Source organism: Burkholderia puraquae, from assembly GCF_002099195.1.
GTDB lineage: Bacteria > Pseudomonadota > Gammaproteobacteria > Burkholderiales > Burkholderiaceae > Burkholderia > Burkholderia puraquae.
The window spans coordinates 24,966-47,488 of record NZ_NBYX01000029.1 but is presented as its reverse complement, the minus strand read 5'-3'; the positions used below and the strand labels follow the sequence as shown (position 1 = coordinate 47,488).

Genomic DNA, 22,523 nt, shown 5'->3' with positions numbered 1-22,523 from the left:
CGCCGCGGATCAGCGCGACAGCGTGAACGCGCTGACCGGACTGGTCTTCTCGTAGAACTTGCCGCCTTCGAACTCCTCGACGGTCACGGCCCAGAAATAGTCGCCCGGCGGCAGGTGCGCGACGGTGATCTGGCGCGCATGCAGGCCAACCTGGTCGATGACCGGTGCGCTCAGGTCCTTCGAGCGCGACAGCACGAACCGGTAGCGCGCATCCTTGCCCGAACCGTTCGGCGACCAGCGGAACTCATAGCCGCCGGCACCCGGCGACGCGCTCGCGTCGAGCCCCATCACGCGGCGTTCGAACGCGTACGTGCGCGGCCGGCCCTCGAGGCCGTTCGAATCGATCGCGGCGACCCGCACGAAGTAGTTCCCGTTCGGTACGTCGTGAAAGACCGCGCGCGGCGAATCGGTACGTGTTTCGCGGAACAGGTCGAGCAGCCCCGCGTCGTGCGCGAGCTGCACGCGGTACGCATGCGCCTGTGCGAGCGGTGCGACGTCGAATGCGACGTCGGGCTCGTCCTGCACCTTGTCGGGATGCGCGAGCGCCGGCGCAGGCAGCAGCTCGACGGGCGCACCGACCGCGCCGGACGATGTCGCGACGCTACCGAAATTCGCATGCACGAGCGTCGGGTCGGCCGGCTGCTGGCCGCCCGCGACGCCGACGGTGCCATCGAGCACTTCGACGCGCGTCGACGCATTGCCGGCCGCGTCGTAATTCACGCGAAAGTGCGTGCCGCGCACGCCGGCCACGACCGACGGTGAACGGATCTGGAAGCGGTCGTCGCGTTTCTTCAGATGAGTGACCTCGCTGTCGACCGAGCCGCGCGTGAGTATGAACTCACGATCGAGCGTACCGGTCAGCACCGTGCGGCGCAGCGCCTTCAGGTCGAGCTGGCTGTCGGGCGGCAGGCTCATGTGCGTGCCGTCGGCGAGCTCGATCGTCACGAAGCCGTTCGGGCCCGTGCGCACGCGATCGCCCTCGGCGAGCGTCGCATCGTTCGCGAGCGGCGCGTAAGCGTCGCCGGACGCGCGTTCGGCCGTGCCCTGCACCGCGATGACGCGTGCGGTCAGCTTTTCCTTGCGCAGACGCGCGACCGGCAGCTTCAGCGCGATGCCGGGCTGCAGGTGCTTCGGTGCGGGCACGCCGTTGATCTGCTGAAGCAGTTGCCAGTCGTCCGCGCCCTGCAGGTAGCGTGCGGCGACGTCGTACAGCGTGTCGCCCGCCTGCGTGCGGTAGACGACCGTCTTGCCCGCCGCCGCGGGCGGCTGGGCCACTGCATGCTGCGCGGCGAACGAAAACGCGACCGCGCAGGCTGCGCGCAGCGCTGCCGTGCGCAGGCCCGCCGTGCGCTGCGTGATTCCCGTGGTCACTCCGGTTCTCCCTGGCCGACCCGCTCGAGCCGGTAGCCGTAGCCGTAGATCGGCGCGAGGCGATAGCCGTTTTCGGGCCGCAGGCCGAGCTTGGTGCGCAGCATCGAGATGTGCGTATCCATCGTGCGCGACGGGATGTCGGTCGCCTGTTTCCACACGAGATCGAGAATGTGCGCGCGCGACAGCGGCCGGTCGAGGTGCTGGAACAGCAGCAGCGCGAGTTCGAATTCCTTCTGCGTGAGGCTCACGGCCTTGTCGCCGACGTAGGCCTGCTTCAGGTTCACGTCGAAACGGAACTGATCGAATTCGCGGACCGTGGCCTCGGCATTGACCGGATACGCGCGGCGCAGCAGCGAGCCGATGCGCGCACGCAGGATCGGGCCCGACACGGGCTTGACCACGTAATCGTCGGCGCCGGCGTTGAGGATCTGCGTGATCCCGGCCTCGTCGTCGCGGCTCGTCATGAAAATGATCGGCAGGCTGTGCTCGGTCTGATTGGCACGCACCCACTTCAGCACTTCCTCGCCGGACATGTCGGGCACGTTCCAGTCGAGCACCAGCAGATCGAACGTCTCGCGCTGCAGACGCTTCTTCAGGGCCTTGCCTTCCTTGAACGCATAGCACGTATGGCCAACGGCCGTCAGCGTTTGACTGACGAAATCCGTCTGGGCCGGATCGTCATCCAGTACAGCAATTCTCATAGCACCCCGCAAATCGAAAACGATTCGTCCAGTTCAGCTCCCCGCCCCCACCCGGCCGCGCAGCACGCACGCGGCTTCCGGATACCGGCCGGCGAGCCGTCGTTCGCCGCTCGCGCCACCTGCGCAAACCGGCGACCCCGGCTGAATATCTCAAAAACGGGGTACGGACGAACCGGCGATTTCATCATAGTAGTATGAAATTCGCCAATAAATTGCGCGGACTACCGTCTTTTCTTCGAATAATCCTTCCCGCCGCGCAATCGAGCGCCTAGTCGATGCCCGCCACCGGCTCGGCGACATCGTCGGCCGGCACGCGCTGCGACAGCGGTTCCGGACGCGCCGGTTGTGCAAGCATCTGCTGCAGCTGGCCGCGCACGCGCTCCCACGCGGTGGCCGCGTAGTCCGGCTGGCTCGCCGCCCATGCCTGCGCCAGATCGAACACGCGCTCGATCGTCGCACCGCAGTAGGTCAGGCCCGAGCCGTCGTCCTGTGCAGCATCGCGCAGCCGTTCGTCGAGCCACTCGGCCAGCCACGGCATCTCGGCCGCGGCCGAATCCGCGTAGGCCTCCAGCGCAGCACGCGCGTGGCGATCCTGTTGCGGGTCGAGCTCGATACGGCTCAGTCCCGATACGCTGCGTTCCGCTCCGGACGGACTTCGAATGGTCCCTGGTCTGAAGGACATGTCCTCTCCCGTTGTACGACGGTAGCATCAGGCATGGCCCCCGTGCCCGCCATACGACGTACCGTGGCCGGCGCATCCGCCTGGAGCGGACGACCGGCCGGGTCAGTATACGCAGCCGATCACGAAGCGAGGTTTAAGAATTGTCAGAGAAGCGTGGCCGGTGCCAGGGGCAGCCGGCACCGTGATGCGGGCCGTCAGCGGCGGCGCATCAGGAACACGAAGGTCTTGTCCTGCGTCGTCGATTCGACGATCTCGTTGCCCGTCTGCTTCGCAAACGCGGCGAAATCGCGCTGCGAGCCCGGATCGGTCGCGAGCACCTTGAGGATTTGCCCGCTTTCCATATCGGCGAGCGCTTTCTTGGCACGCAGGATCGGCAACGGGCAATTAAGCCCGCGCGCATCCACTTCCTTGTGAATCTGCATCGGCTGTCGACCTTCGAATGACGCGCCATCCAAGGCGCGGGAAGAAGCCGGGATTTTACCGCAGCGCCGCCATGCCTGCCCGGGCCGCCCGCGGCCCGACGCCCTCGGGCACCGGGCTCAGGTACCCGAAAAGCCGCCCGCGAGCCGTTCGCGCAGGTGCCGCACGAGCGCACGCACCGCGCTCGGCACGACCGGGCTGTACGGGCGGATCGCGAAGATGTGGTCGCCGAACGCGCCCGACGGCCGCCAGCCATCGAGCAGCGCGACCAGCCGGCCGGCGTCGAGATCGCGCTGCGCGCTGAAATCCGGCAGCAACGCGATGCCGAGACCGCCGAGCGCGGCTTCGCGCATCGCCTCGCTGTTGTTCGCCGCGAAGCTGCCGCGCACCGGCACGCTCACGCGCTCGCGCCGCCGGCCGTGCGGCTCGAAGCTCCATGCGGCCGGTTCGTTGTCGCGCAGGTAGCACAGGCAGCTGTGCTCGACGAGTTCGCTCGGGTGGCGCGGCGCGCCGCGCGCGTCGAGATAGTCGCGGCTCGCGACGAGCAGCGAGCGCGTGTCGCACAACTTCCACGCGACGTGGGTCTGCGGCGCGGTGGTCGTATGGCGGATCGCGAGGTCGAAACCTTCCTGCGTCAGCGAATGCAGCCGGTCCGACAGGTCGAGCTCGATCTGCACGCCCGGATGCTGCCGCAGGAAATCGGGCAGGTGCGGCACGACCTGCTGGCGCCCGAGCGCGACCGGCACCGTCACGCGCAGCAGGCCGCGCGGCTCGCCGGCCAGGTCCTTCACGCGTGCAAAGTGCTGCCCGATCGACTCGAACGCGTCGCGCGTGCTGTCGACGAGCGTCTGGCCCGCGTCGGTGAGCCGTACGCTGCGCGTCGTGCGGCGCACGAGCGGCACGCCGGCTGCCTTCTCGAGATCGGCGATGCGCTGGCTCATCGCGGCCTTGCTAATGCCGAGCCGCTGCGCGGCGGCCGTGAAACTGCCGGCCGCGGCCAGCACCGTCAGCGAATGGATATGCGGCCAGAGCGCCTGGACATTTTGCTGATTCATCCAGTGATTATTCAGAATTCTGAACAGTGAATCAAGCTGCGCGGCCTTCTCCCGCCCTGCGCGTTTGCCTAGACTGGGTGCTGTCCACCCCACCCCGATCCCCCAGGAGACACGATGAATCCGGTTCCCGCGTATACCTCCGACGCCGACGTCGGCCACTATGTCGACGGCGCGCCCGTCGCCGGCCGCAGCGGCCGCTTCCAGGACGTCCTCAATCCCGCGCTCGGCCGCGCGGTGCGCCGCGTGGCGCTCGCCGACGACAGCGAAGTGCAGCAGGCCGTCGCGTCGGCCCATGCCGCGTTCCCGGCCTGGGCCGCGACGCCGCCGATCCGCCGCGCACGCGTGCTGCACCGCTTCCTGCAACTGATGAACGAGCACCGCGACACGCTCGCGGCAATCATCACGGCCGAGCACGGCAAGGTGTTCTCCGACGCGCAGGGTGAAGTCGCGCGCGGCATCGACATCATCGAATTCGCATGCGGCGTGCCGCAACTGCTGAAGGGCGACTTCACCGACCAGGTCAGCACCGGCATCGACAACTGGACGATGCGCCAGCCGCTCGGCGTGGTCGCGGGCATCACGCCGTTCAACTTCCCGTGCATGGTGCCGTGCTGGATGTTCCCGGTCGCGATCGCGACGGGCAACACGTTCGTGCTGAAGCCGAGCGAGCGCGACCCGTCGGCGGCCTTGTTCATCGCCGACCTGCTCACGCAGGCAGGCCTGCCCGCCGGCGTGTTCAACGTCGTGCAGGGCGACAAGGGTGCGGTCGACGCGCTGCTCGACCACCCCGACGTGCAGGCCGTCAGCTTCGTCGGCTCGACGCCGATCGCGGCCTACGTGCAGCAGCGCGCGGTGCAGTCGGGCAAGCGCGTGCAGGCGCTCGGCGGCGCGAAGAACCATCTGGTCGTGATGCCCGATGCGAACCTCGAGCAGGCCGTCGACGCGCTGATCGGCGCCGCGTACGGCTCGGCCGGCGAACGCTGCATGGCGATCAGCGTCGCGGTGCTGGTGGGCGACGTCGCGGACCAGATCGTGCCGCTGGTGGCCGAGCGCGCGCGCAAGCTGGTGATCGGCGACGGCATGTCGCCGGAAGTCGAGATGGGCCCGATCGTCACCGGCGAGGCGCTCAAGCGCATCGAAGGCTATATCGAGCAAGGCGTGAACGAAGGCGCACAACTGGTGGTCGACGGCCGCGGGCTGCGTGTGCCGGGCCGCGAGGCAGGCTTCTTCACCGGCGGCACGCTGTTCGACCACGTGACGCCCGACATGCGCATCTACAAGGAAGAAATCTTCGGGCCCGTGCTCGGCTGCGTGCGCGTGAAGGATTTCGGCGAGGCGGTCGACCTGATCAACGCGCACGAATTCGGCAACGGCGTGTCGTGCTTCACGAGCGACGGCGGCATCGCACGCGAGTTCGCACGGCGCATCCAGGTCGGCATGGTCGGCATCAACGTGCCGATTCCGGTGCCGATGGCGTGGCACGGCTTCGGCGGCTGGAAAAAGAGCCTGTTCGGCGACATGCACGCATACGGCGAGGAAGGCGTGCGCTTCTATACGCGCCAGAAGTCGGTGATGCAGCGCTGGTCGTCGAGCATCGGCAAGGGCGCCGAATTCGCGATGCCGACCGCGAAGTAACCGCCTGACGGCACGCCGCCCGCCGATCGGTCACGCGGGCGGTGCGCCGGCAGCCTGCGTCAGCCGGCCTGCGTGCCGTGCGCGCCGTCGGCGGTGGGCAGGTACGACAGTTCGAGCCGGTACGCGAGCGCGACGAACAGGCTCTGCGCAAGGCCCATCGTGGCCGTCAGCGCGCGGAAGCCGAACGTCGCGCTGTCCTGCACCATCAGCGTCACCTCGGCCTCCCGCGCAAGCGGGCTCATCCGGCTGTCGGTGATCGCGATCAGCCGCGCGCCGCGCTGCACGGCCTGCTGCGCGACCTGCACGGTTTCTTCCGCATACGGCATGAACGAGATGACGATCATCACGTCGCCCTCGCGCACCGAGCGGATCTGCCCGAGATGCATGCTGCCGAGCGCGCTGAACAGCCCGATGCGCTTGTCGGTGTGCTGCAGCGCGTAGTCGAGGTACACGGCAATCGGAAACGCGCGCCGCGAGCCCGCGATCCAGATCGCCTGCGTATCGGCGAGCAGGTCGACGGCCTGCGCAAGCGCCTGCGAATCGAGCGTCTGGCGCAGCTGCTGCATCCCCGCGATGCTGCCCTTGATGAACTCGTCGGCGATCTGCTCGGGCTGCAGGCTCGACGAGCCCGATTCGATCACGTCGCGCAGCCGCAGGTTGTACGCACGGCCCGGCGCGATCTGCTGCGCGAGCCCCTCGCGGAACAACCGCTGCATCTCGGAGAAGCCGGAGAAGCCGAAATGCTTCGCGAAGCGCACGACGGCCGACGGCTGGACGCCGCACGCTTCCGCGAGCGACTGGATGCCTTCCAGGCCAAGCTGGTCCCGATGCGTTTCCACGTGGCGCGCAATCACCTTCAGGCGATTGCTGAGGCCGTCGTACTCCTGCGTCAGATGCTGCAGGAACTGCTCGACGGTGGCGGGAGGTTTCTCGGATGAACTCATCGGATAGCGCGAAGTTGACGGCCCCGGCATGCGCGCAATGTCGACGAACGCGGCGCGGGGCTCACCTGGATACATGCATGAAGGGCGAATTTAATCACGTTTGCGACGCGGCCCGCGCCGCGTGCTCGCTCCCACGCGCTCGATCATCACTTGCCTACGCTCCACGGCGATACTGGAAGCGATTGTCCAACGCTCTCGCGGCGTCGTAAAGATTAGGGCGTCTACCAAGCCGGCCATCGGTGCGAAGCAGCGCGAAATCGCCCGCCGCGCGCCGATGGCCGGCCCGTGCCGCTGGTTCAACGATAGTCGACCCACACGCCGCCCGCATCGGCGGAACGCACGCAGTTCTCGACCCAGCGCACGCCTTCCACGCCTGCGTGGACGTCCGGAAAGTGAATGCGCTTCAGCGCCGCGGCGTCGCCGCGATCGGCTGCATCCATCGCGAGCGCGAAGCGCGCATAGAGATTCGACCAGGCCTCGAACAGCCCTTCCGGGTGCCCGGCGCCGATGCGATCCTCGCGCAATGCGTGCGGATGCAGATAGCCCATCCCGCGATCGAGCACCTGCGCGGGCTGCCCCTGCACTTCGTAGCGCAACTGGTTCGGATGTTCGTCCCACCACTCGACGCTCGCCTTCGAGCCGATCACGCGCACCTTCTGGCTGTGCATCGAGCCCGCGTTCACCGCGCTCGACCACACGTAGCCGACCGCACCCGTGTCGTATTCCATGATCGTGAACGCGTTGTCTTCCAGCGGCGCGCGGCTCTTCACGAAGCTCTGCCGCGAACACATCAGCCGCCGGATCTTCAGTTCGGGCGCCATCACCTCGGAGATGTACAGCGGATGCGTGCCGATGTCGCCGAGCACGTAGCTCGGCCCCGCGAACTTCGGGTCGACGCGCCAGCGCGCGGCCGCGCTCGCCGCCTCGACACCCTCGCTGTGGAACCCGTGCGCGAACTGCATCTGCACGATGCGGATCTCGCCGAGATCGCCGCGTGCGATCATCTCGCGCGCCTGTTCGATCATCTGGTGTCCGGAATAGCCGTACGCGACGCCGACGATCAGGTTCTTCTCGACCGACAGCCGCTCCAGCGCCTCGGCCTCCTCGGTCGTGAAGCACAGCGGCTTCTCGCAGACCACGTGCAGCCCCGCGTTCAGCGCGGCGCGGCAGATCTCGAAGTGCGTGTTGTTCGGCGTTGCGATCGACACCGCGCGAACGCCGTCCGGGCGGCGCGACTCGGCGTCGAACATCGTCGCGTAGTCGGGATAGCAGCGCTCTGCCGCGACGCCGAGCTTCACGCCGAACTGGCGGCCGCGCTCGGGATCGATGTCGAACGCGCCGGCGACCAGCTGGAAGCTGCCGTCGCGCAACGCGGCCGACCGGTGGCTGTAGCCGATCTGGCTGCCGAGCCCGCCGCCGACCATGCCCCAGCGAATCGAATGTCCAAGCAGAATCTGTCCGTCAATCATGATGGTGGTGTTCCTGGTCCGTTTTCAGGGTGTGCGTGATGCGGTGGATCATGCGAAGCCGGCCGATGCAAGAAACGCGCGGCTCGCGGCGACGTCGCGCAGGCTCGTGCCGGCATTGCGCGGGTCGCGCTCCTGCTCGATCGTGATGGTGCCGGCGTAGCCGATCTCGTCGAGCGCCTGCTTGATCGATCGGTAGTCGAGCACGCCGGTGCCGATCGGGCACATCACGCCGCGCGCGCATGCGGCGAAGAACGCGATGTGCTCGCCCATCACCGCGTCGTACACGGCCGCGTCGATGTCCTTGAAATGCACGTAGTCGAGGCGTGCCGCGTGGCGGCGCAGCCACGTTTCCGGATCCATGCCCGAGTAGTACAGGTGGCCGGTGTCGAGACAGAGGCCGGCCGTGTCGGCCGGAATGTCGGCGACGATCCGGTCGATCTCGTCCGCGAACTCGATGTAGCCGCCCGCATGCGGATGGATCACCGTGCGCACGCCGAATTCGTCGCGCGCGATCGTCGCGATCTGCCCGATGTGCCCGATCATCGTTGACCAGCTCTCGTCCGATAGCCGCGGCGCGCGATCGGCGTGGCCGGCCGCGTAATCGCGCGCTTCATGCCCCCAGTCCATCACGACCAAGTACGGCGCAGCGTAGCGCTGGCCGTCCTGCGTCGGCAGTTTCGGCAGCCGTGTGATCAGCGCGCAGATGTCGCGCGTCTGGCGCAGCAGGTTCGGCAGGTTCTCGGGCGACACGAGATCGTCGAAAATCGTGCCGGCCGTGATGCTCAGGCGCTGCCGCTCGAGCTCGGCGCTCACCACGTCGAGGTCGAGCGGGATGTAGCCGTACGGCCCGAGCTCGATCCCCGAGTAGCCGGCCTGCGCGGCCTCGGCGAGCACCTGGCGCCACGGCGGCAGGTGCGGGTTCTTCACGTCGTCGACGCCCCAGCAGCACGGGGCGCAACCTATCTTCATCGTCATGTCGGTCGATCCGGTAGATAAGTGTTGCGGTTCAGCCGCGATAGAACGCGGGGCGTTCGGCCATCGCGATCGGCTCGACCGCCCCGCTCTTTTGCGCACGCACGCAGGCGTCGGCCGCGACCGCCGCCGCGTAGCCGTCCCAGGCCGACGGCCCGGTGAGCGCGTGTGCCCGCACGCCGTCGATGAACGCCTGCAGCTCGACGTCGTACGACGCGATGAAGCGCGCCTTCCAGTCGGTCATGATCTCGACCGACTGTCGCGCCGCATGCTTGAGCCCCACGGCCGGCGGATCGGGCAGCTTCGCGATGCCCTGCTCGCCCACCACCTCGCACTGGATGTCATAGCCGTACTGGCAGTTCACGAAGATCTCGACGTCGATGCGCACGCCGCTCGCGGTTTCCAGCAGCACGATCTGCGGATCGGCGAGATGCGCGGACGCATGGCGCGTCTTCTTCGGATAGACGACTTGCGTGCTCACGTAGTCCTCGCCGAGCAGCCAGCGCAGCACGTCGAGCTCGTGGATCAGCGTGTCGGTGATGGCCATGTCGGTCGTGTAGCGCTCGCCAACCGACTGGTTGCGGTGCGCGCAATGCAGCATCAGCGGTGCGCCGATCTCGCCGCTGTCGATCACGCGCTTCAGCGCGCGATAGCCTTCGTCGTACGGACGCATGAACCCGACCTGCACGAGCCGCTTGCCGTGCGTGACTTCGGCTTCGACGATCCGCATGCAGCCTTCGGCCGTGACGGCGAGCGGCTTCTCGCAGAACACCGGCTTGCCGTGCGCGATCGCATCGAGCACGAACGCTTCGTGCGTCGGCCCCCACGACGTGACGAGCACGGCCTGCACGTCGGCAACCGCGACCACCTCGTGGCCATCGCCGTAGATCTCGGCGTCGAGCCCGTATTTCGTCACCGCGTCGCGCGCCTGCTGCGGATCGATGTCGTTGACGGCCACGACACGCGCACCGGACAGCGTGCGGGTCAGTCTACGAATATGGTCCTGGCCGATCGCGCCGCAGCCGATCACGCCAATTTGCAAGGTCATCTGAAAGTCTCCAGTCGTTCATTTGCGGTGCGGCATTCGCCACACCGGTCAGTCATCCTTCAGCGCGCCGTACGATCGAAATGACTCTCGACGTAGCGCCGGATCGTGTCGCACATGTAGCGCGACGACGCTTCCGCGCGGTCCTCCCACGCGAACACGCACGACGACATCACGCCGTCGAAGCCTGCCGCGCCGAGCGCGCGGAAAAACACGTCCCAGTCGATCTCGCCCTGCCCGATGTCGAGATGCTGGTGCACGCGGATCTGGTTCGAACCGGGCGGGTTCACGATGTAGCGCAGCTGGCTGCTCTTGCGGTGGTCGAAGGTGTCGGCCACGCGCACGTGCGCGAGGATCGGCGCGGCCTGCGCGATCATCGCGGCCATGTCGTCGCCGTAGTAGAACGTGTGCGGCGCGATGTACGACAGCTTCAGCGACGGCGAAGCGAGGTTCGTGACGATGTCGATCGCCGGCTGCAGCTGCTCGATCCAGTCCTCCGGATGCGGCTCGACCGACAGCACGATGCGTTCGCGCTCGAGGATCGGCAGCAGCTCGTCCATCGACCGGAACCACGCGGCTTCGCACAGCTCCTTCGGGTTCGCACCCGGCCGTTCGCCGACCGAGCGCTCGGGCGACGCGCCGCGCCCGAACTCGGACACCATCAGCGCGCACTCCATCTCGACCGCCACTTCGATCGCCTTCTTCCAGCAGCGCACCGCCCATTGGCGCTCGTCCTCGAACGGGCTCGCCCAGCGGTACATCGGCTGCAGCGACGCGAGGCCGACGCCGCTCGCGCGCATCGCCTGCCGGAACGCGGCCATCCGCTCGCGCGTCGCGCGCGGCATCACCCACCAGTCGAGGAAGTCGCTGCGCGGCGACAGCTCGATCTGGTCGTAGCCGAGCTCGGCCACCGCGTGCGGCAGGCGGTCGAGCGGCAGGTGGCGAATCATGTAGGGGTCCAGAGCAATCTTCATCGAATGTCCTCGTCGGTGGCGGGTTCCGGACGAAGGCGGCGGCACGTGCCGCCCTCGTCCGGCGATGCATGACAGGTCAGCGGCGCTTCTTCTTGTTGCGGTACTGGTCGGCGATCACGGCCGCGACGATGATCGCGCCCTTGACCATCTCCTGGTAATACGCGTCGATGCGGATGAACGTGAAGCCCGACGTCATCACGCCGAGGATCAGCACGCCGATCACGGTGCCCGTCACACGGCCGAGACCGCCCGACAGCGACGTGCCGCCGATCACGACGGCCGCGATCGCGTCGAGCTCGTACATCACGCCCATGCCCGACTGGCCCGAGATCGCACGCGCGGCCGTCACGGTGCCGGCGATCCCGCTCAGCAGGCCCGCGATCGCGTAGACGAAGATCAGGTGGCGCGTGACGTTGATGCCCGACACGACGGCCGCATGACGGTTCGCGCCGATCGCATACGTGTATTTGCCGAAGCGCGTGTAGCGCAGCACGACGTGGAAGATCGCGGCGACCACGAGAAAGATGATCACCGGATTGGCGCCTGCGCCGATGGCCGCGAACGAGTCGGTCAGCATCGACACCGGCATCCCGTTGGTGAACCACTTCGCGAACCCGCGCGCGGCCACCATCGTGCCGAGCGTCGCGATGAACGGCGGGATGCCCGTCATCGCGATCAGCGAGCCGTTCAGCAGGCCGACCAGCAGCCCGACGCACACGCCGGCCAGCACGGGCCAGATGATCGGCAGGTCGGTCAGGTGCGGAAACACCGCGCGCGGGAAGTCGGACACCTGCGCGAGACTCGCCGAGACGACCGCCGCGGCGGCCACGACCGAGCCCGACGACAGGTCGATCCCGCTGGTGATGATCACGAGGTTCACGCCGACCGCGATGATGCCGATCACGGCCATCTGCAGCACGATGATCTCGAGCCGCTCGGTGTTGAACAGGAAGCTCTGGCCGACGACGATCCAGCCGACGATCTCGAAGAACAGGCTGATGCCGACGAGCACGAGGAAGATGCTCAGCTCCGGCGGCCACTTCGTGTGCCGCGCCTTGATGGTCATGGTCTGCGCATCCGCGACCGGGTTCAGGTTGCCCATTTCTTTGTCTCCAATCTTGTTTCGGCTCAGCGCGACGCGAGATCCATGATGCGGACCTGGTCGGCGTCCTTGCGATCGACGATGCCGGTCATGCGCCCTTCGTGCATCACCATCACGCGATCGCTCATTCCCAGCACTTCCGGCATCTCCGACGAGATCATCAGCACCGCGACGCCCTTGCCGGCGAGCGCGCTGACGAGCCGGTGGATCTCGGCCTTCGCGCCGACGTCGATGCCGCGCGTCGGTTCGTCGAGGATCAGGATGCGCGGCTGCGTGAGCAGCCAGCGGCCGATCAGCACCTTCTGCTGGTTGCCGCCCGACAGGTTCTGGATCTCCTCGTGCAGCCCGGGCGACTTCACGCGCAGCATCCGGCTCATTTCCTCGCAGTCGCGCTTCAACTGCGCCTGCCGCACGAAATTGAACTTCACGTAGCGATTGCTGAGCACTGCCGCTTCCATGTTCGCGAGCAGGTCGAGATTCAGGAAACAGCCGGTGTCCTTGCGGTCTTCGGTCAGGAAGGCCATTCCGTGCTTCATCGCCTGCGCCGGCGTCGCGATGCGCACCGGCTTGCCGTCGATCCGGATCTCGCCCGACGTGGCCGGCACGACGCCGAACAGCGCCTCCGCGACGTTCGAGCGCCCCGAGCCGACGAGGCCGGCCACGCCGAGGATCTCGCCCGCGCGCAGCTCGAAGCTCACGTCGCGGAACACGCCGTCGACGCCGAGGTCCTTCACCGACAGCACGACGTCGCCGATCGGCACCTCCTCCTTCGGGAACATCTGCGTGATCTCGCGCCCGACCATCATGCGGATGATGTCGTCGCGCGTGACGTCGCTCGACGCATGCGTGCCGATGTACTTGCCGTCGCGGAACACCGAGAACTCGTCGGCGATCTCGAACAGCTCGTTCATCTTGTGCGTGATGTAGACGATGCCCTTGCCCTGCTCGCGCAGCTGCCGAATGATCCGGAACAGGTGCGTGACTTCCTTGTCGGTCAGCGCAGAGGTCGGCTCGTCCATGATCAGCACGTCCGAGTCGAACGACACGGCCTTCGCGATCTCGACCATCTGGCGGCTCGCGACGGTCAGCGTGCGCACGTCGGTTTCCGGATCGATGTCGATCGACAGCCGCTCGAACAGCTCGGCCGTCTGGCGGCGCAGCGCGGCGTGATCGATCAGGCCGAAGCGGTTCTTCGGTTCGCGGCGGATCCAGATGTTCTCCGCGACCGTCATGTACGGCATCAGGTTGAGTTCCTGGTGGATCATCGCGATGCCGCGGTCGAGCGCATCGAGCGGGCCGTTCAGCACGACGGGCTCGCCGTTGATCAGGATCTCGCCCTGGTCGGGCGTGTAGACGCCCGCGATGATCTTCATCAGCGTGGACTTGCCCGCGCCGTTCTCGCCCATCAGCGCATGGACGGTGCCGCGGCGCACGCGGAACTGCACGCCGTCGAGCGCGACGACGCCGGGAAAGGACTTGCCGACGCCGCGCACCTCGAGCACGCAGTCGGCCGCGGAAGAAGCCGGCGGGGCCGACGAGCCGGACGAAGCGGCCGGCGCATCGTCGCCGGCCATCGGGCGCGCGATCCTGGCTGTAAACATGGACGTTCCTCGACGAGTCGCGCGCGAGCCCGGTCATGCCGGGCCCGCGCAGTTCAACGGATCACCGGTCAGTGCTTCGCGTACTGGTTCATGTTCTCTGGCGTCACGAGCTCGAACGGCACGTTCAAGTAGCGGTCGACGGGCTGCTTCTTCGCGAGCTTGAGCGCGGCCGCGACGGCCTGCTGCCCCTGCCCGGCCGCGTTCTGGTACACCGATACCTTCAGGTCGCCGCTCTTCATCGATGCGAGGCCGTCCGGCGTCGCGTCGATGCCCGCGACGATCGTCTTCGGCGTCCACTTGCGCGCGGCCTTCAGCGCATTGATCGCGCCGATCGCCATCTCGTCGTTGTTGGAGATGATCGCGTCGTACTTCGTGCCGGAGCTCAGCCAGTTCATCGTGATGTCCTGGCCCTGCGTGCGGCTCCACTTGCCCTCGCGCTTGTCGACGATCTTCATGCCCGCGCAATCCTTCGTCGCGATCACGTCCTCGATGTCCTTGGTGCGGGCGCGCGCCGATTCGTTGGACAGCTCGCCCATCAGCACGAGCAGGTCGCCCTTGCCGCCGAGCAGCTTGCACACCTGGCGCGCCTGCAACGTGCCCGACTGCTTCTCGTCGGACGCAACGACCGCGACGCCGGCCGGCAGCTTGTCGAAATCGACCGGCTTGCGGTTCACGTAGATGAGCGGGATCTTCGCCGCGGTCACCATCTTCGTAATCTTCGGCGTCGCGTCGGTATCGACCGGATTCACGATGATCGCGTCGACTTTCTGCGCGATCATGTTCTGGACCTGGCTCAACTGCTTGCCGACGTCGTTGCCGCCGTCCTCGATCTGTACCGTCGCGCCGTCCTTCTTCGCCGAATCGGCGATGCTGTTGCGCAGGATGGTCAGGAACGTGTCGTCGAACGACGCCATCGTCACGCCGATCTTCTCGGCATGCGCGAGCGGCGCAGCCAGGATCGCGGCGGCCGCGACGGCCATCAGCTTGGTCTTCATGATCAATCTGTCTCCTCATCTCCGGGGGGCGGAAGACGGCACGTTGCGCGCCGCCGGGCCGAGTCCGATCGAATCCGATGCGGACTGAAGCATCCGGATGAAACTGTAGATCACTTCCTCGAAAATTTGGAAATTTATTTCTACGTGATTTCACCTAGGGAACTGGATTTCCAAAAAGTCTAGACTCCGTTCCGTAGCCCGATTCCTTGCGGCAGGCAGTCCCGCGTCGTGCAGTCGACGTTGCGGACGGCTGCGATCGGATCGGTCCCCTAATCCGCCGGCATCGCCGACCGCCGGCCGCGAGCGTGACACGTGATATGAGCCTGCTGAACTTTCCGAGTGACCGCCCCATCGATCTCGCCTGCCTCGGCCGCGTGGCCGTGGATCTCTATGCGCAGCAGTACGGCAGCCGCCTCGAAGACGCGCGCAGCTTCCAGATGTATCTCGGCGGCTCGTCCGGCAACGTCGCATTCGGCGTAGCCCGGCTCGGGCTGAAGACCGCGATGATCTCGCGCGTCGGCGACGAGCAGATGGGCCGTTTCCTGCGCGAGACGCTCGAGCGCGAAGGCTGCGACACGAGCCAGCTGCAGACCGACCGCGAGCGACTCACCGCGCTGGTGCTGCTCGGGCTGAAGGATCGCGACACGTTCCCGCTGCTGTTCGTGCGCGAGAACTGTGCGGACATGGCCGTGCGCGCCGACGAGATCAGCGAGGACTTCATCGCCGGCTGCCGCGCGCTCGCGATCACCGGCACGCACCTGTCGACGCCGGCCACGCGCGAAGCGTCGCTGACCGCGCTCGGCTACGCGCGCCGCCACGGCGTCGTGCGGGTTCTCGACATCGACTACCGGCCCGTGCTGTGGGGGCTGACCGCGCGCGGCGCGGGCGAGAACCGCTACGTGCCGGACGCACAGGTGACGCGGCAGCTGCAGCAGGTGCTCGGCGAATTCGACCTGCTGGTCGGCACCGAGGAAGAATTCCTGATCGCGGGCGGCGTGCCGCACGACCTGATCGGCTCGTTGCAGGCGGTGCGCAACATCACGAACGCGACGCTGGTCGTCAAGCGCGGCGCGCTCGGCTGCTGCGTGATCGAAGGCGACATTCCCGCCCGCATCGACGATGCGCCGACCTTCCTCGGCGAACGCGTCGAGGTGCTCAACGTGCTCGGCGCGGGCGACGCGTTCCTGTCGGGCCTGCTGTCGGGGCTGTTGCGCGGCCGCGACTGGGCCGAGTCGACGCGCATCGCGAACGCGTGCGGTGCGATCGTCGTGTCGCGCCATGCGTGCTCGGCCGCGATGCCGACGCCGGCCGAGCTCGCGCACTGGTTCGACGGCAGCCGCAATCCGGCGGTCGACGCCGACCGCACGCTCGCGCACCTGCATCGCGTGACGGTGCCGCGCCGCAAATGGGACGAGCTGTGCGTGATGGCATTCGACCATCGCAGCCAGTTCTACGAACTCGCGGTGCAGGCCGGCGCGGACGAAGCGCGGATCAAGACGCTGAAGCGCCTGCTCGTGCGCGCGGTCGAACAGGTCGAGCGCGATCGCCGCCTCGAAGGTCACGTCGGCGTGCTGATCGACGGCGGCAGCTACGGCAGCGACGCGCTTGCGTCGGCTACCGGGCGCGGCTGGTGGGTCGGCCGCCCGGTCGAGCTGCCGGGTTCGCGGCCGCTGCGTTTCGACGAGACGCGCTCGGTCGGCTCGTCGCTCACGCACTGGCCGACCGAACAGGTCGTGAAGTGCCTCGTTCACTATCATCCCGACGACGATGTCGACCTGCGCGTCGAACAGGAGCAGCGTGTGCTGGAACTGTGGGAAGCCACGCGCGCCAGCGGCAACGAGCTGCTGCTGGAAATGATTCCGCCGCGCGCGGTCACGCCGGCCGGCACCGAGGACGACGCGGTGCTGCGCACGATCGCACGCTTCTACAACCTCGGCGTAATGCCCGAATGGTGGAAGCTCACGCCGCTGAGCGCCGACGGCTGGGCGCGGCTCGCCGCGCTGATCGCCGAGCGCGACCCGCACTGCCGGGGCGCTGTGATCCTCGGGCTGAACCAGCCGCTGCAATACCTGGTCGACAGCTTCCGCTCGGCGACCAACCCGATCGTCAAGGGCTTCATGGTCGGGCGCACGCTGTGGGCCGATGCATCGCTGAACTGGTTCGCCGGCCGGATCGACGACCAGGCGCTGATCGACGAAGTCGCCGGCAACTTCGCGCAGCTGGTCGACGCGTGGCTCGGCCGCCGTGCCGCGGCCGAGCGCGCCGCCGCGGCCTGACGCGACGCCCCGCGATGATCCACCCGAATCCTCTTCACCGATCGACATGACCTCTACCGTAAGACTGACCGTCAGCCAGGCGCTCGTGCGATACCTGGCCGCCCTGCGCGCCGAAGTCGTCCAGCCCGACGGCCGCACCGAGATCCTGCCGTACTGCGGCGGCGTATTCGCGATCTTCGGCCACGGCAACGTGGCCGGGCTCGGCGAAGCGCTGCACGCGGAACGGGACCGGCTGCCGACCTTGCGCGCCCACAACGAGCAAGGGATGGCCAATGCGGCCGTCGCGTTCGCGAAAGCGAATTTCCGCCAGCGGATGATGGCCGCGACGTCGAGCATCGGCCCCGGTGCGACCAACATGCTGACGTCGGCCGCGCTCGCGCACGTGGGCCGGCTCCCGCTGCTGCTGCTGCCCGGCGACGTGTTCGTGTCGCGGCTGCCCGACCCCGTGCTGCAGCAGGTCGAGGATTTCGAACAGGGCGACGTCAGCGCGAATGACTGCTTCCGGCCGGTGACGCGCTACTTCGACCGGATCACGTCGCCCGAGCAGTTGCTCGTCGCGCTGCCGCGCGCGATCCAGGTGATGACCGACCCGGCACAGTGCGGCCCCGTCTGTCTCGCGCTGCCGCAGGACGTGCAGACCTTTGCGTACGACTGGCCCGAGAGTTTCTTCGCGCCGCCGGTGATCCGGATGCGCCGGCCGCCGGCCGACGCGCTCGAGCTCGCCGATGCGCTCGACGCGCTGAAGGCCGCGAAGAAGCCGCTGATCGTCGCGGGCGGCGGCGTGCTGTACAGCCAGGCATGGGATGCGCTGCGCGCGTTCGCCGATACGCATGGCGTGCCGGTCGCCGAATCGCAGGCTGGCAAGGGCAGCCTCGCGTGGGACCATCCGCTGAATCTCGGGTCGATCGGCGTGACGGGCTCGCCGGCCGCGAACCGCGCGGCCGCGCAGGCCGACGTGGTATTCGCGGTCGGCACGCGGCTGCAGGACTTCACGACCGGCTCGCATGCGCTCTACGGCAACGCAACGCTGCTGAGCCTGAACGTGCAGCCGTTCGACGCGGGCAAGAAGCGCGGCCGCCAGTTGGTAGCCGATGCGCGCACGGGCCTCGGCCAGCTGTCGGCCGCACTGGCCGGCTGGCAGGCCGACCCGGCATGGACCGCGAGCAACCGCGACCAGGCCGCCGCGTGGAACGCACGCGTGACCGAACTCACGACGCGCGTGCCGCAAGACACGCTGCCATACGACGCGGAAGTGATCGGCGCGGTGCGCGACTCCGCGGCCGACGCGGGGCGCGACAGCGCGCGCGACGACCTCGTCGTGTGCGCGGCCGGCACGCTGCCGGCCGAGCTGCACAAGCTGTGGCGCAGCGGCGTGCCGGGCAACTACCACATGGACTATGCATACTCGTGCATGGGCTACGAGGTCGCGGGCGGCCTCGGCGCGAAGCTCGCGCGGCCCGAGCGCGAAGTGATCGTGATCGTCGGCGACGGCTCGTACATGATGCTCAACGCGGAACTCGCGACGTCCGTGATGCTCGGCCGCAAGATCATCGTCGTGATCCTCGACAACCGCGGCTACGGCTGCATCGAGCGGCTGCAACTGAATTGCGGCGGCGCGAGCTTCAACAACATGCTCGACGACTGCGTGCCGGAAGGCGGCGAGCGCTCGACGATCGACTTCGCGATGCATGCGCGCGCGATGGGCGCCGAAGCCGTGCACGTGCGCGACATCGGCGAGCTGCGCAGCGAAATGAAGCGCGCCCGCGCGGCGAAGAAGAGCCAGGTGCTCGTGATCGACACCACGCACCGGCGCACGACCGACGACGGCGGCGCATGGTGGGAGGTGGCGGTGCCGCAGGTATCCGAACGTTCCGGCGTCGCCGACGCGCACCGCGCGTATCTCGACGCAAAGACCCGGCAGCGGCGCTGATGGCGCGCACTGCCCACGAACCCTCCCTGCGAAAAACACCTTCGAACCAAGGAAGCACGCCATGAGCTGGAACGTCCGCATCGGTATCAATCCCCTGTCGTGGATGAACGACGACCTGCCGTCGCTCGGCGGCGAGACGCCGCTCGAAACGGCGCTGAAGGAAGGCGCCGAAATCGGCTACGCGGGCTTCGAGCTCGGCAACAAGTTTCCGAAGACGGGCCCCGAGCTGAAGGCGAAGCTCGCCGAATTCGGCCTCGTGTGCGTGTCGGGCTGGTATTCGGGCTTCCTCGCCGAGGTCGAGCCGGGCATGAGCGACGCCGATGCAGTCGCTGCGGAAATCGAGCGCTGCCGCGCGCACATGACGAAGCTGCAGGTCAACGACGTCAAGGTGGTGGTCTACGGCGAATGCGCGGGCACGATCCAGGGCAACATCGACATGCCGGTCGCGAAGCGGCCGCGCTTCGTCGACGATGCTGCGTGGCGGCGCTACGCGGCGCGCCTCGACGCGTTCGGTGCGCACCTGCTCGACACGTACGGCATCAAGCTCGCCTACCATCACCACATGGGCGCGTACGTCGAGTCGCCCGACGACGTCGACCGGCTGATGGCGCTGACCGACCCGGCGAAGGTGTTCCTGCTGTTCGATACCGGCCACGCGTATTTCGGCGGCGCGGCCGACCCGGTCACGCTGCTGAAGAAGCATGTCTCGCGCGTGGTCCACGTGCATTGCAAGGACGTGCGGCCGCAGGTCGTCACGCAGGCGCGCAACGACGGCTGGAGCTTCCTGAACGGCGTGATCAACGGCACCTTCACGGTGCCGGGCGACGGCGCGCTCGACTACGACGCGACGCTGCGCACGCTGAAGGACGCCGGTTACGAAGGCTGGCTCGTCGTCGAGGCCGAGCAGGATCCGGCCGTCGCGCCGAGCTATGCGTATGCGAAGAAGGGCTACGAATCGCTGCGCGCAATTGTCGACCGGTTGAGCGCGTAAGCGTTCGAACGCCCGAGCCCTACCCTGTTGCGGAGCCCCACCCCATGACGATTTCTCCCCTGCTGGTCAAGGCCTCTGCCGACCGCGAAATCTGCAACGTCACGCCCGAGTCGGCCGGCTGGAAGCACGTCGGTTTCCGGGCACTGCGCCTGAAGGCCGGCGACACCGAAACGCTCGACACCGGCACGCGCGAGCTGTGCGTCGTCGTTCTCACGGGCACGGTGCGCGCGGACGTCGACGGCAACACCTACGATGCGCTCGGCAAGCGCGACAGCGTCTTCGAGGACGTTTCGCCGGACGCGCTGTACGTGCCGGGCGGCAAGACGGTCACGCTGGTCGCGACGCGCGATGCGGAAATCGCGCTGTGTACCGCCCCATACGCCAGCGGCGACAAGCCCGTGCAACGCCTCGACGGCGAGCGGATGCGCCGCTCGGTGCGCGGGCAAGGCACCAACACGCGCTACGTGTGCGACATCCTGATGGGCGACAACCCGGCGGCCGACCGGCTGCTCGTGGTCGAGGTCGTCACGCCGGCCAGCCATTCGAGCAGCTATCCGCCGCACAAGCACGACCGCGACGCGGCACCTGAAGAAACCTCGCTCGAGGAAACCTATTACCACCGCATCGATCCGCCGCAAGGTTTCGCGTTCCAGCGCGTGTACACGGACGACCGCAGCCTCGACGAAGCATGCGCGGTCGAGAACCACGACGTCGTGATGGTGCCGCGCGGCTACCACCCGGTCGTCGCGCCGCACGGCTACAACCTGTACTACCTGAACGTGATGGCCGGGCCGAGCCGCGCGTGGGCGTTCAAGAACGATCCCGCGCACGAGTGGATGCTCGACGCGGCGCCGAAGCGCTGAACGGAAGACGGGCCCGCGCGCGGCCCGTGACAATGCAACGCCCGGCACGCGCACCCAGAGCCGGCGATGCCACGGAGCCGCCATGGTGACGACCCTCTTTCGCCTCGCCCCCCATCCGTTCGACGACGATGCGTCGCATCCGGCGCTGCCGCGCTTCGATGCGGCGATCGCTCGCCGGATGGGTGAAATCGCAGTCAACCTTGCCTCCCGCCGCGGGCTGCCGATCGCAGTAAGCGTCGTCGGCGAGCAGGCGCCGCTGTTCTATTGCGCGCTCGACGGCAGCGACGCCCGCGACAGCGACGCCATCCGCCGGCGACAGAACACGGTATTGCGCTTCGGCCTCAGTTCGCTCGCGGTCGGCGAGCGCTTTCGCCGCGCCGGCTGGTCGCTGCAGTCGCAGGGACTGTCGGATGACGACTATGCGCTCGACGGCGGCGGCGTGCCGTTGCGGATCGACGGAACCGGCATCGTCGGCGCGATGACGATCGCAGGGCTCGATTCGGAACGCAATCACGCGCTCGTCGTCGAGAGCCTGCAGTGGCACGTCGGCCGTTACGCGCTCGCGATGCACGCGTAACGGCACGGGCAGCGCGACCGGCGCACGTGCACCGAGGCGCCGCCCGGCACGATCAGTTCAACCCGCCGCTCACGACGAGATGCTCGCCGGTCATCCAGCGTGCATCGTCCGACGCGAGGAACACGGCAACCGACGCGATGTCGTCCGGCTCGCCGAGGCGGCCGAGCGGCGTCTCGCTGCGCACCTGCTTGTCGAGATCCGAACCGATGATGCCCGCGCTGTGCGTGCCCTCGGTCACGATCATCCCCGGGTTGATCGCGTTCACGCGAATCTTGCGCGGGCCGAGTTCGAGCGCGAGCACGCCGGTGATCGCATCGACCGCGCCCTTGGTGCCGCTGTACACGGCGCTCGCGGGCGGCGTGATGCTGGTCACCACCGAGCTGATGTTGATGATGCTCGCGCCTTCGCCGAGATGCTTGACGGCGGCCTGCGTCGTCAGCAGCACGCCGAACACGTTCGTATCGAACTGCCGGCGGTAGTGCTCTTCGGTGATCGCTTCGATCGGTGCGAATTCGTACACGCCGGAATTGTTGACGAGCACGTCGAGACGGCCGTACGTGTCGATCGCCGTATCGACGATGCGCTGCGCGTCGGCTGCCTTCGACACGTCGCCACCGACCGCGACCGCGCGGCCGCCGGCTTCGACGATCGCGCTCACGACCGAGTCGGCGCCCGCCTTGCTGCTCGCGTAGTTGACGACGACCGACGCGCCTTCCGCGGCCAATGCCTTCGCGATCGCGGCACCGATGCCCTTCGATCCGCCCGTGACGATCGCTACCTTGCCTGCCAGCTTGCTCATGATTTCATTCCTCAGTCAGAAGACACTCGATGGATGGCGCCGGTTGCGCATCGATGCGGCGAACCGGCATGACTGGCAATGTAGGGTGCCGGACGGCGGCGATAAAGCGGCTCGACACGAA

The 22,523-nt window shown here is 67.7% G+C and carries 20 protein-coding genes; 6 read left to right on the top strand and 14 right to left on the bottom strand.

Annotated elements, in window-relative coordinates:
- Positions 1-9: 9 nt before the first annotated feature.
- From B7G54_RS33850 to B7G54_RS33830, 5 genes are all read right to left on the bottom strand, one after another.
- The gene (locus tag B7G54_RS33850; RefSeq protein ID WP_085043064.1) at positions 10-1,371 is read right to left on the bottom strand and encodes a FecR family protein; all 1,362 of its coding nucleotides are present in this window, start codon (positions 1,369-1,371) and stop codon (positions 10-12) included.
- Positions 1,368-2,072 (bottom strand): response regulator transcription factor, encoded by a 705-nt coding sequence (locus B7G54_RS33845; RefSeq protein WP_006490421.1) that lies wholly within the window; start codon positions 2,070-2,072, stop codon positions 1,368-1,370. The genes B7G54_RS33850 and B7G54_RS33845 overlap by 4 nt, the downstream gene beginning before the upstream one ends.
- 268 nt (positions 2,073-2,340) lie before the next feature.
- Positions 2,341-2,754, bottom strand: coding sequence for a peptidase (locus B7G54_RS33840; RefSeq protein ID WP_085043063.1), 414 nt, complete (start codon positions 2,752-2,754; stop codon positions 2,341-2,343).
- Positions 2,755-2,948: 194 nt separating this feature from the next.
- Complete coding sequence (locus tag B7G54_RS33835) at positions 2,949-3,176, bottom strand: sulfurtransferase TusA family protein (RefSeq protein ID WP_006402122.1); 228 nt, start codon at positions 3,174-3,176, stop codon at positions 2,949-2,951.
- Positions 3,177-3,293: 117 nt separating this feature from the next.
- Positions 3,294-4,229: a LysR family transcriptional regulator gene (locus tag B7G54_RS33830; protein ID WP_071334345.1), complete on the bottom strand. Its 936-nt coding sequence runs from the start codon at positions 4,227-4,229 to the stop codon at positions 3,294-3,296.
- A 114-nt stretch (positions 4,230-4,343) separates the two neighbouring features.
- On the opposite strand from B7G54_RS33830, the gene B7G54_RS33825 reads away from it, so the two are divergent.
- Positions 4,344-5,864 (top strand): CoA-acylating methylmalonate-semialdehyde dehydrogenase, encoded by a 1,521-nt coding sequence (locus tag B7G54_RS33825; protein WP_085043062.1) that lies wholly within the window; start codon positions 4,344-4,346, stop codon positions 5,862-5,864.
- A gap of 59 nt (positions 5,865-5,923) precedes the next feature.
- Here the strand turns inward: B7G54_RS33825 and B7G54_RS33820 are convergent, their stop codons facing one another.
- From B7G54_RS33820 to B7G54_RS33785, 8 genes are all read right to left on the bottom strand, one after another.
- Complete coding sequence (locus tag B7G54_RS33820) at positions 5,924-6,808, bottom strand: MurR/RpiR family transcriptional regulator (RefSeq protein WP_085043087.1); 885 nt, start codon at positions 6,806-6,808, stop codon at positions 5,924-5,926.
- Positions 6,809-7,104: 296 nt separating this feature from the next.
- A complete protein-coding gene (locus B7G54_RS33815; RefSeq protein WP_085043061.1) occupies positions 7,105-8,277 on the bottom strand; it encodes a Gfo/Idh/MocA family protein in 1,173 nt (390 codons plus the stop codon).
- Between the two features lie 48 nt (positions 8,278-8,325).
- The gene (locus B7G54_RS33810; protein WP_085043060.1) at positions 8,326-9,252 is read right to left on the bottom strand and encodes a TIM barrel protein; all 927 of its coding nucleotides are present in this window, start codon (positions 9,250-9,252) and stop codon (positions 8,326-8,328) included.
- Positions 9,253-9,283: 31 nt separating this feature from the next.
- A complete protein-coding gene (iolG, locus tag B7G54_RS33805; protein WP_085043059.1) occupies positions 9,284-10,297 on the bottom strand; it encodes a bifunctional inositol 2-dehydrogenase/D-chiro-inositol 1-dehydrogenase in 1,014 nt (337 codons plus the stop codon).
- Between the two features lie 59 nt (positions 10,298-10,356).
- On the bottom strand, positions 10,357-11,268 hold the full coding sequence (locus tag B7G54_RS33800; RefSeq protein WP_085043058.1) for a sugar phosphate isomerase/epimerase family protein: 912 nt from the start codon (positions 11,266-11,268) through the stop codon (positions 10,357-10,359).
- 76 nt (positions 11,269-11,344) lie between these two features.
- Complete coding sequence (locus B7G54_RS33795) at positions 11,345-12,370, bottom strand: ABC transporter permease (protein WP_085043057.1); 1,026 nt, start codon at positions 12,368-12,370, stop codon at positions 11,345-11,347.
- Positions 12,371-12,396: 26 nt separating this feature from the next.
- A complete protein-coding gene (locus tag B7G54_RS33790) occupies positions 12,397-13,971 on the bottom strand; it encodes a sugar ABC transporter ATP-binding protein (RefSeq protein ID WP_085043056.1) in 1,575 nt (524 codons plus the stop codon).
- 68 nt (positions 13,972-14,039) lie between these two features.
- A complete protein-coding gene (locus tag B7G54_RS33785) occupies positions 14,040-14,966 on the bottom strand; it encodes a sugar ABC transporter substrate-binding protein (protein ID WP_085043055.1) in 927 nt (308 codons plus the stop codon).
- Between the two features lie 317 nt (positions 14,967-15,283).
- Between B7G54_RS33785 and B7G54_RS33780 the strand changes: the two genes are divergently transcribed.
- The 5 genes from B7G54_RS33780 (at position 15,284) to B7G54_RS33760 (ending at position 21,603) form a co-directional block, all read left to right on the top strand.
- Entirely contained in the window at positions 15,284-17,242 is a 1,959-nt protein-coding gene (locus B7G54_RS33780; protein WP_085043054.1) for a bifunctional 5-dehydro-2-deoxygluconokinase/5-dehydro-2-deoxyphosphogluconate aldolase, read from the top strand.
- A gap of 46 nt (positions 17,243-17,288) precedes the next feature.
- Positions 17,289-19,172: a 3D-(3,5/4)-trihydroxycyclohexane-1,2-dione acylhydrolase (decyclizing) gene (iolD, locus tag B7G54_RS33775; RefSeq protein WP_085043053.1), complete on the top strand. Its 1,884-nt coding sequence runs from the start codon at positions 17,289-17,291 to the stop codon at positions 19,170-19,172.
- Positions 19,173-19,233: 61 nt separating this feature from the next.
- Positions 19,234-20,163, top strand: a complete 930-nt coding sequence (gene iolE, locus B7G54_RS33770) for a myo-inosose-2 dehydratase (RefSeq protein ID WP_085043052.1) — start codon at positions 19,234-19,236, stop codon at positions 20,161-20,163.
- 44 nt (positions 20,164-20,207) lie between these two features.
- Positions 20,208-21,026 carry a 5-deoxy-glucuronate isomerase gene (iolB, locus tag B7G54_RS33765; RefSeq protein WP_085043051.1) on the top strand — a complete coding sequence of 273 codons (819 nt, stop codon included), beginning with the start codon at positions 20,208-20,210 and terminating at the stop codon, positions 21,024-21,026.
- A gap of 82 nt (positions 21,027-21,108) precedes the next feature.
- Positions 21,109-21,603 (top strand): heme-degrading domain-containing protein, encoded by a 495-nt coding sequence (locus B7G54_RS33760; protein WP_085043050.1) that lies wholly within the window; start codon positions 21,109-21,111, stop codon positions 21,601-21,603.
- 52 nt (positions 21,604-21,655) lie between these two features.
- Here B7G54_RS33760 and B7G54_RS33755 read toward each other — a convergent pair whose 3' ends face one another.
- Entirely contained in the window at positions 21,656-22,402 is a 747-nt protein-coding gene (locus B7G54_RS33755; protein WP_085043049.1) for a glucose 1-dehydrogenase, read from the bottom strand.
- Positions 22,403-22,523: the final 121 nt, after the last annotated feature.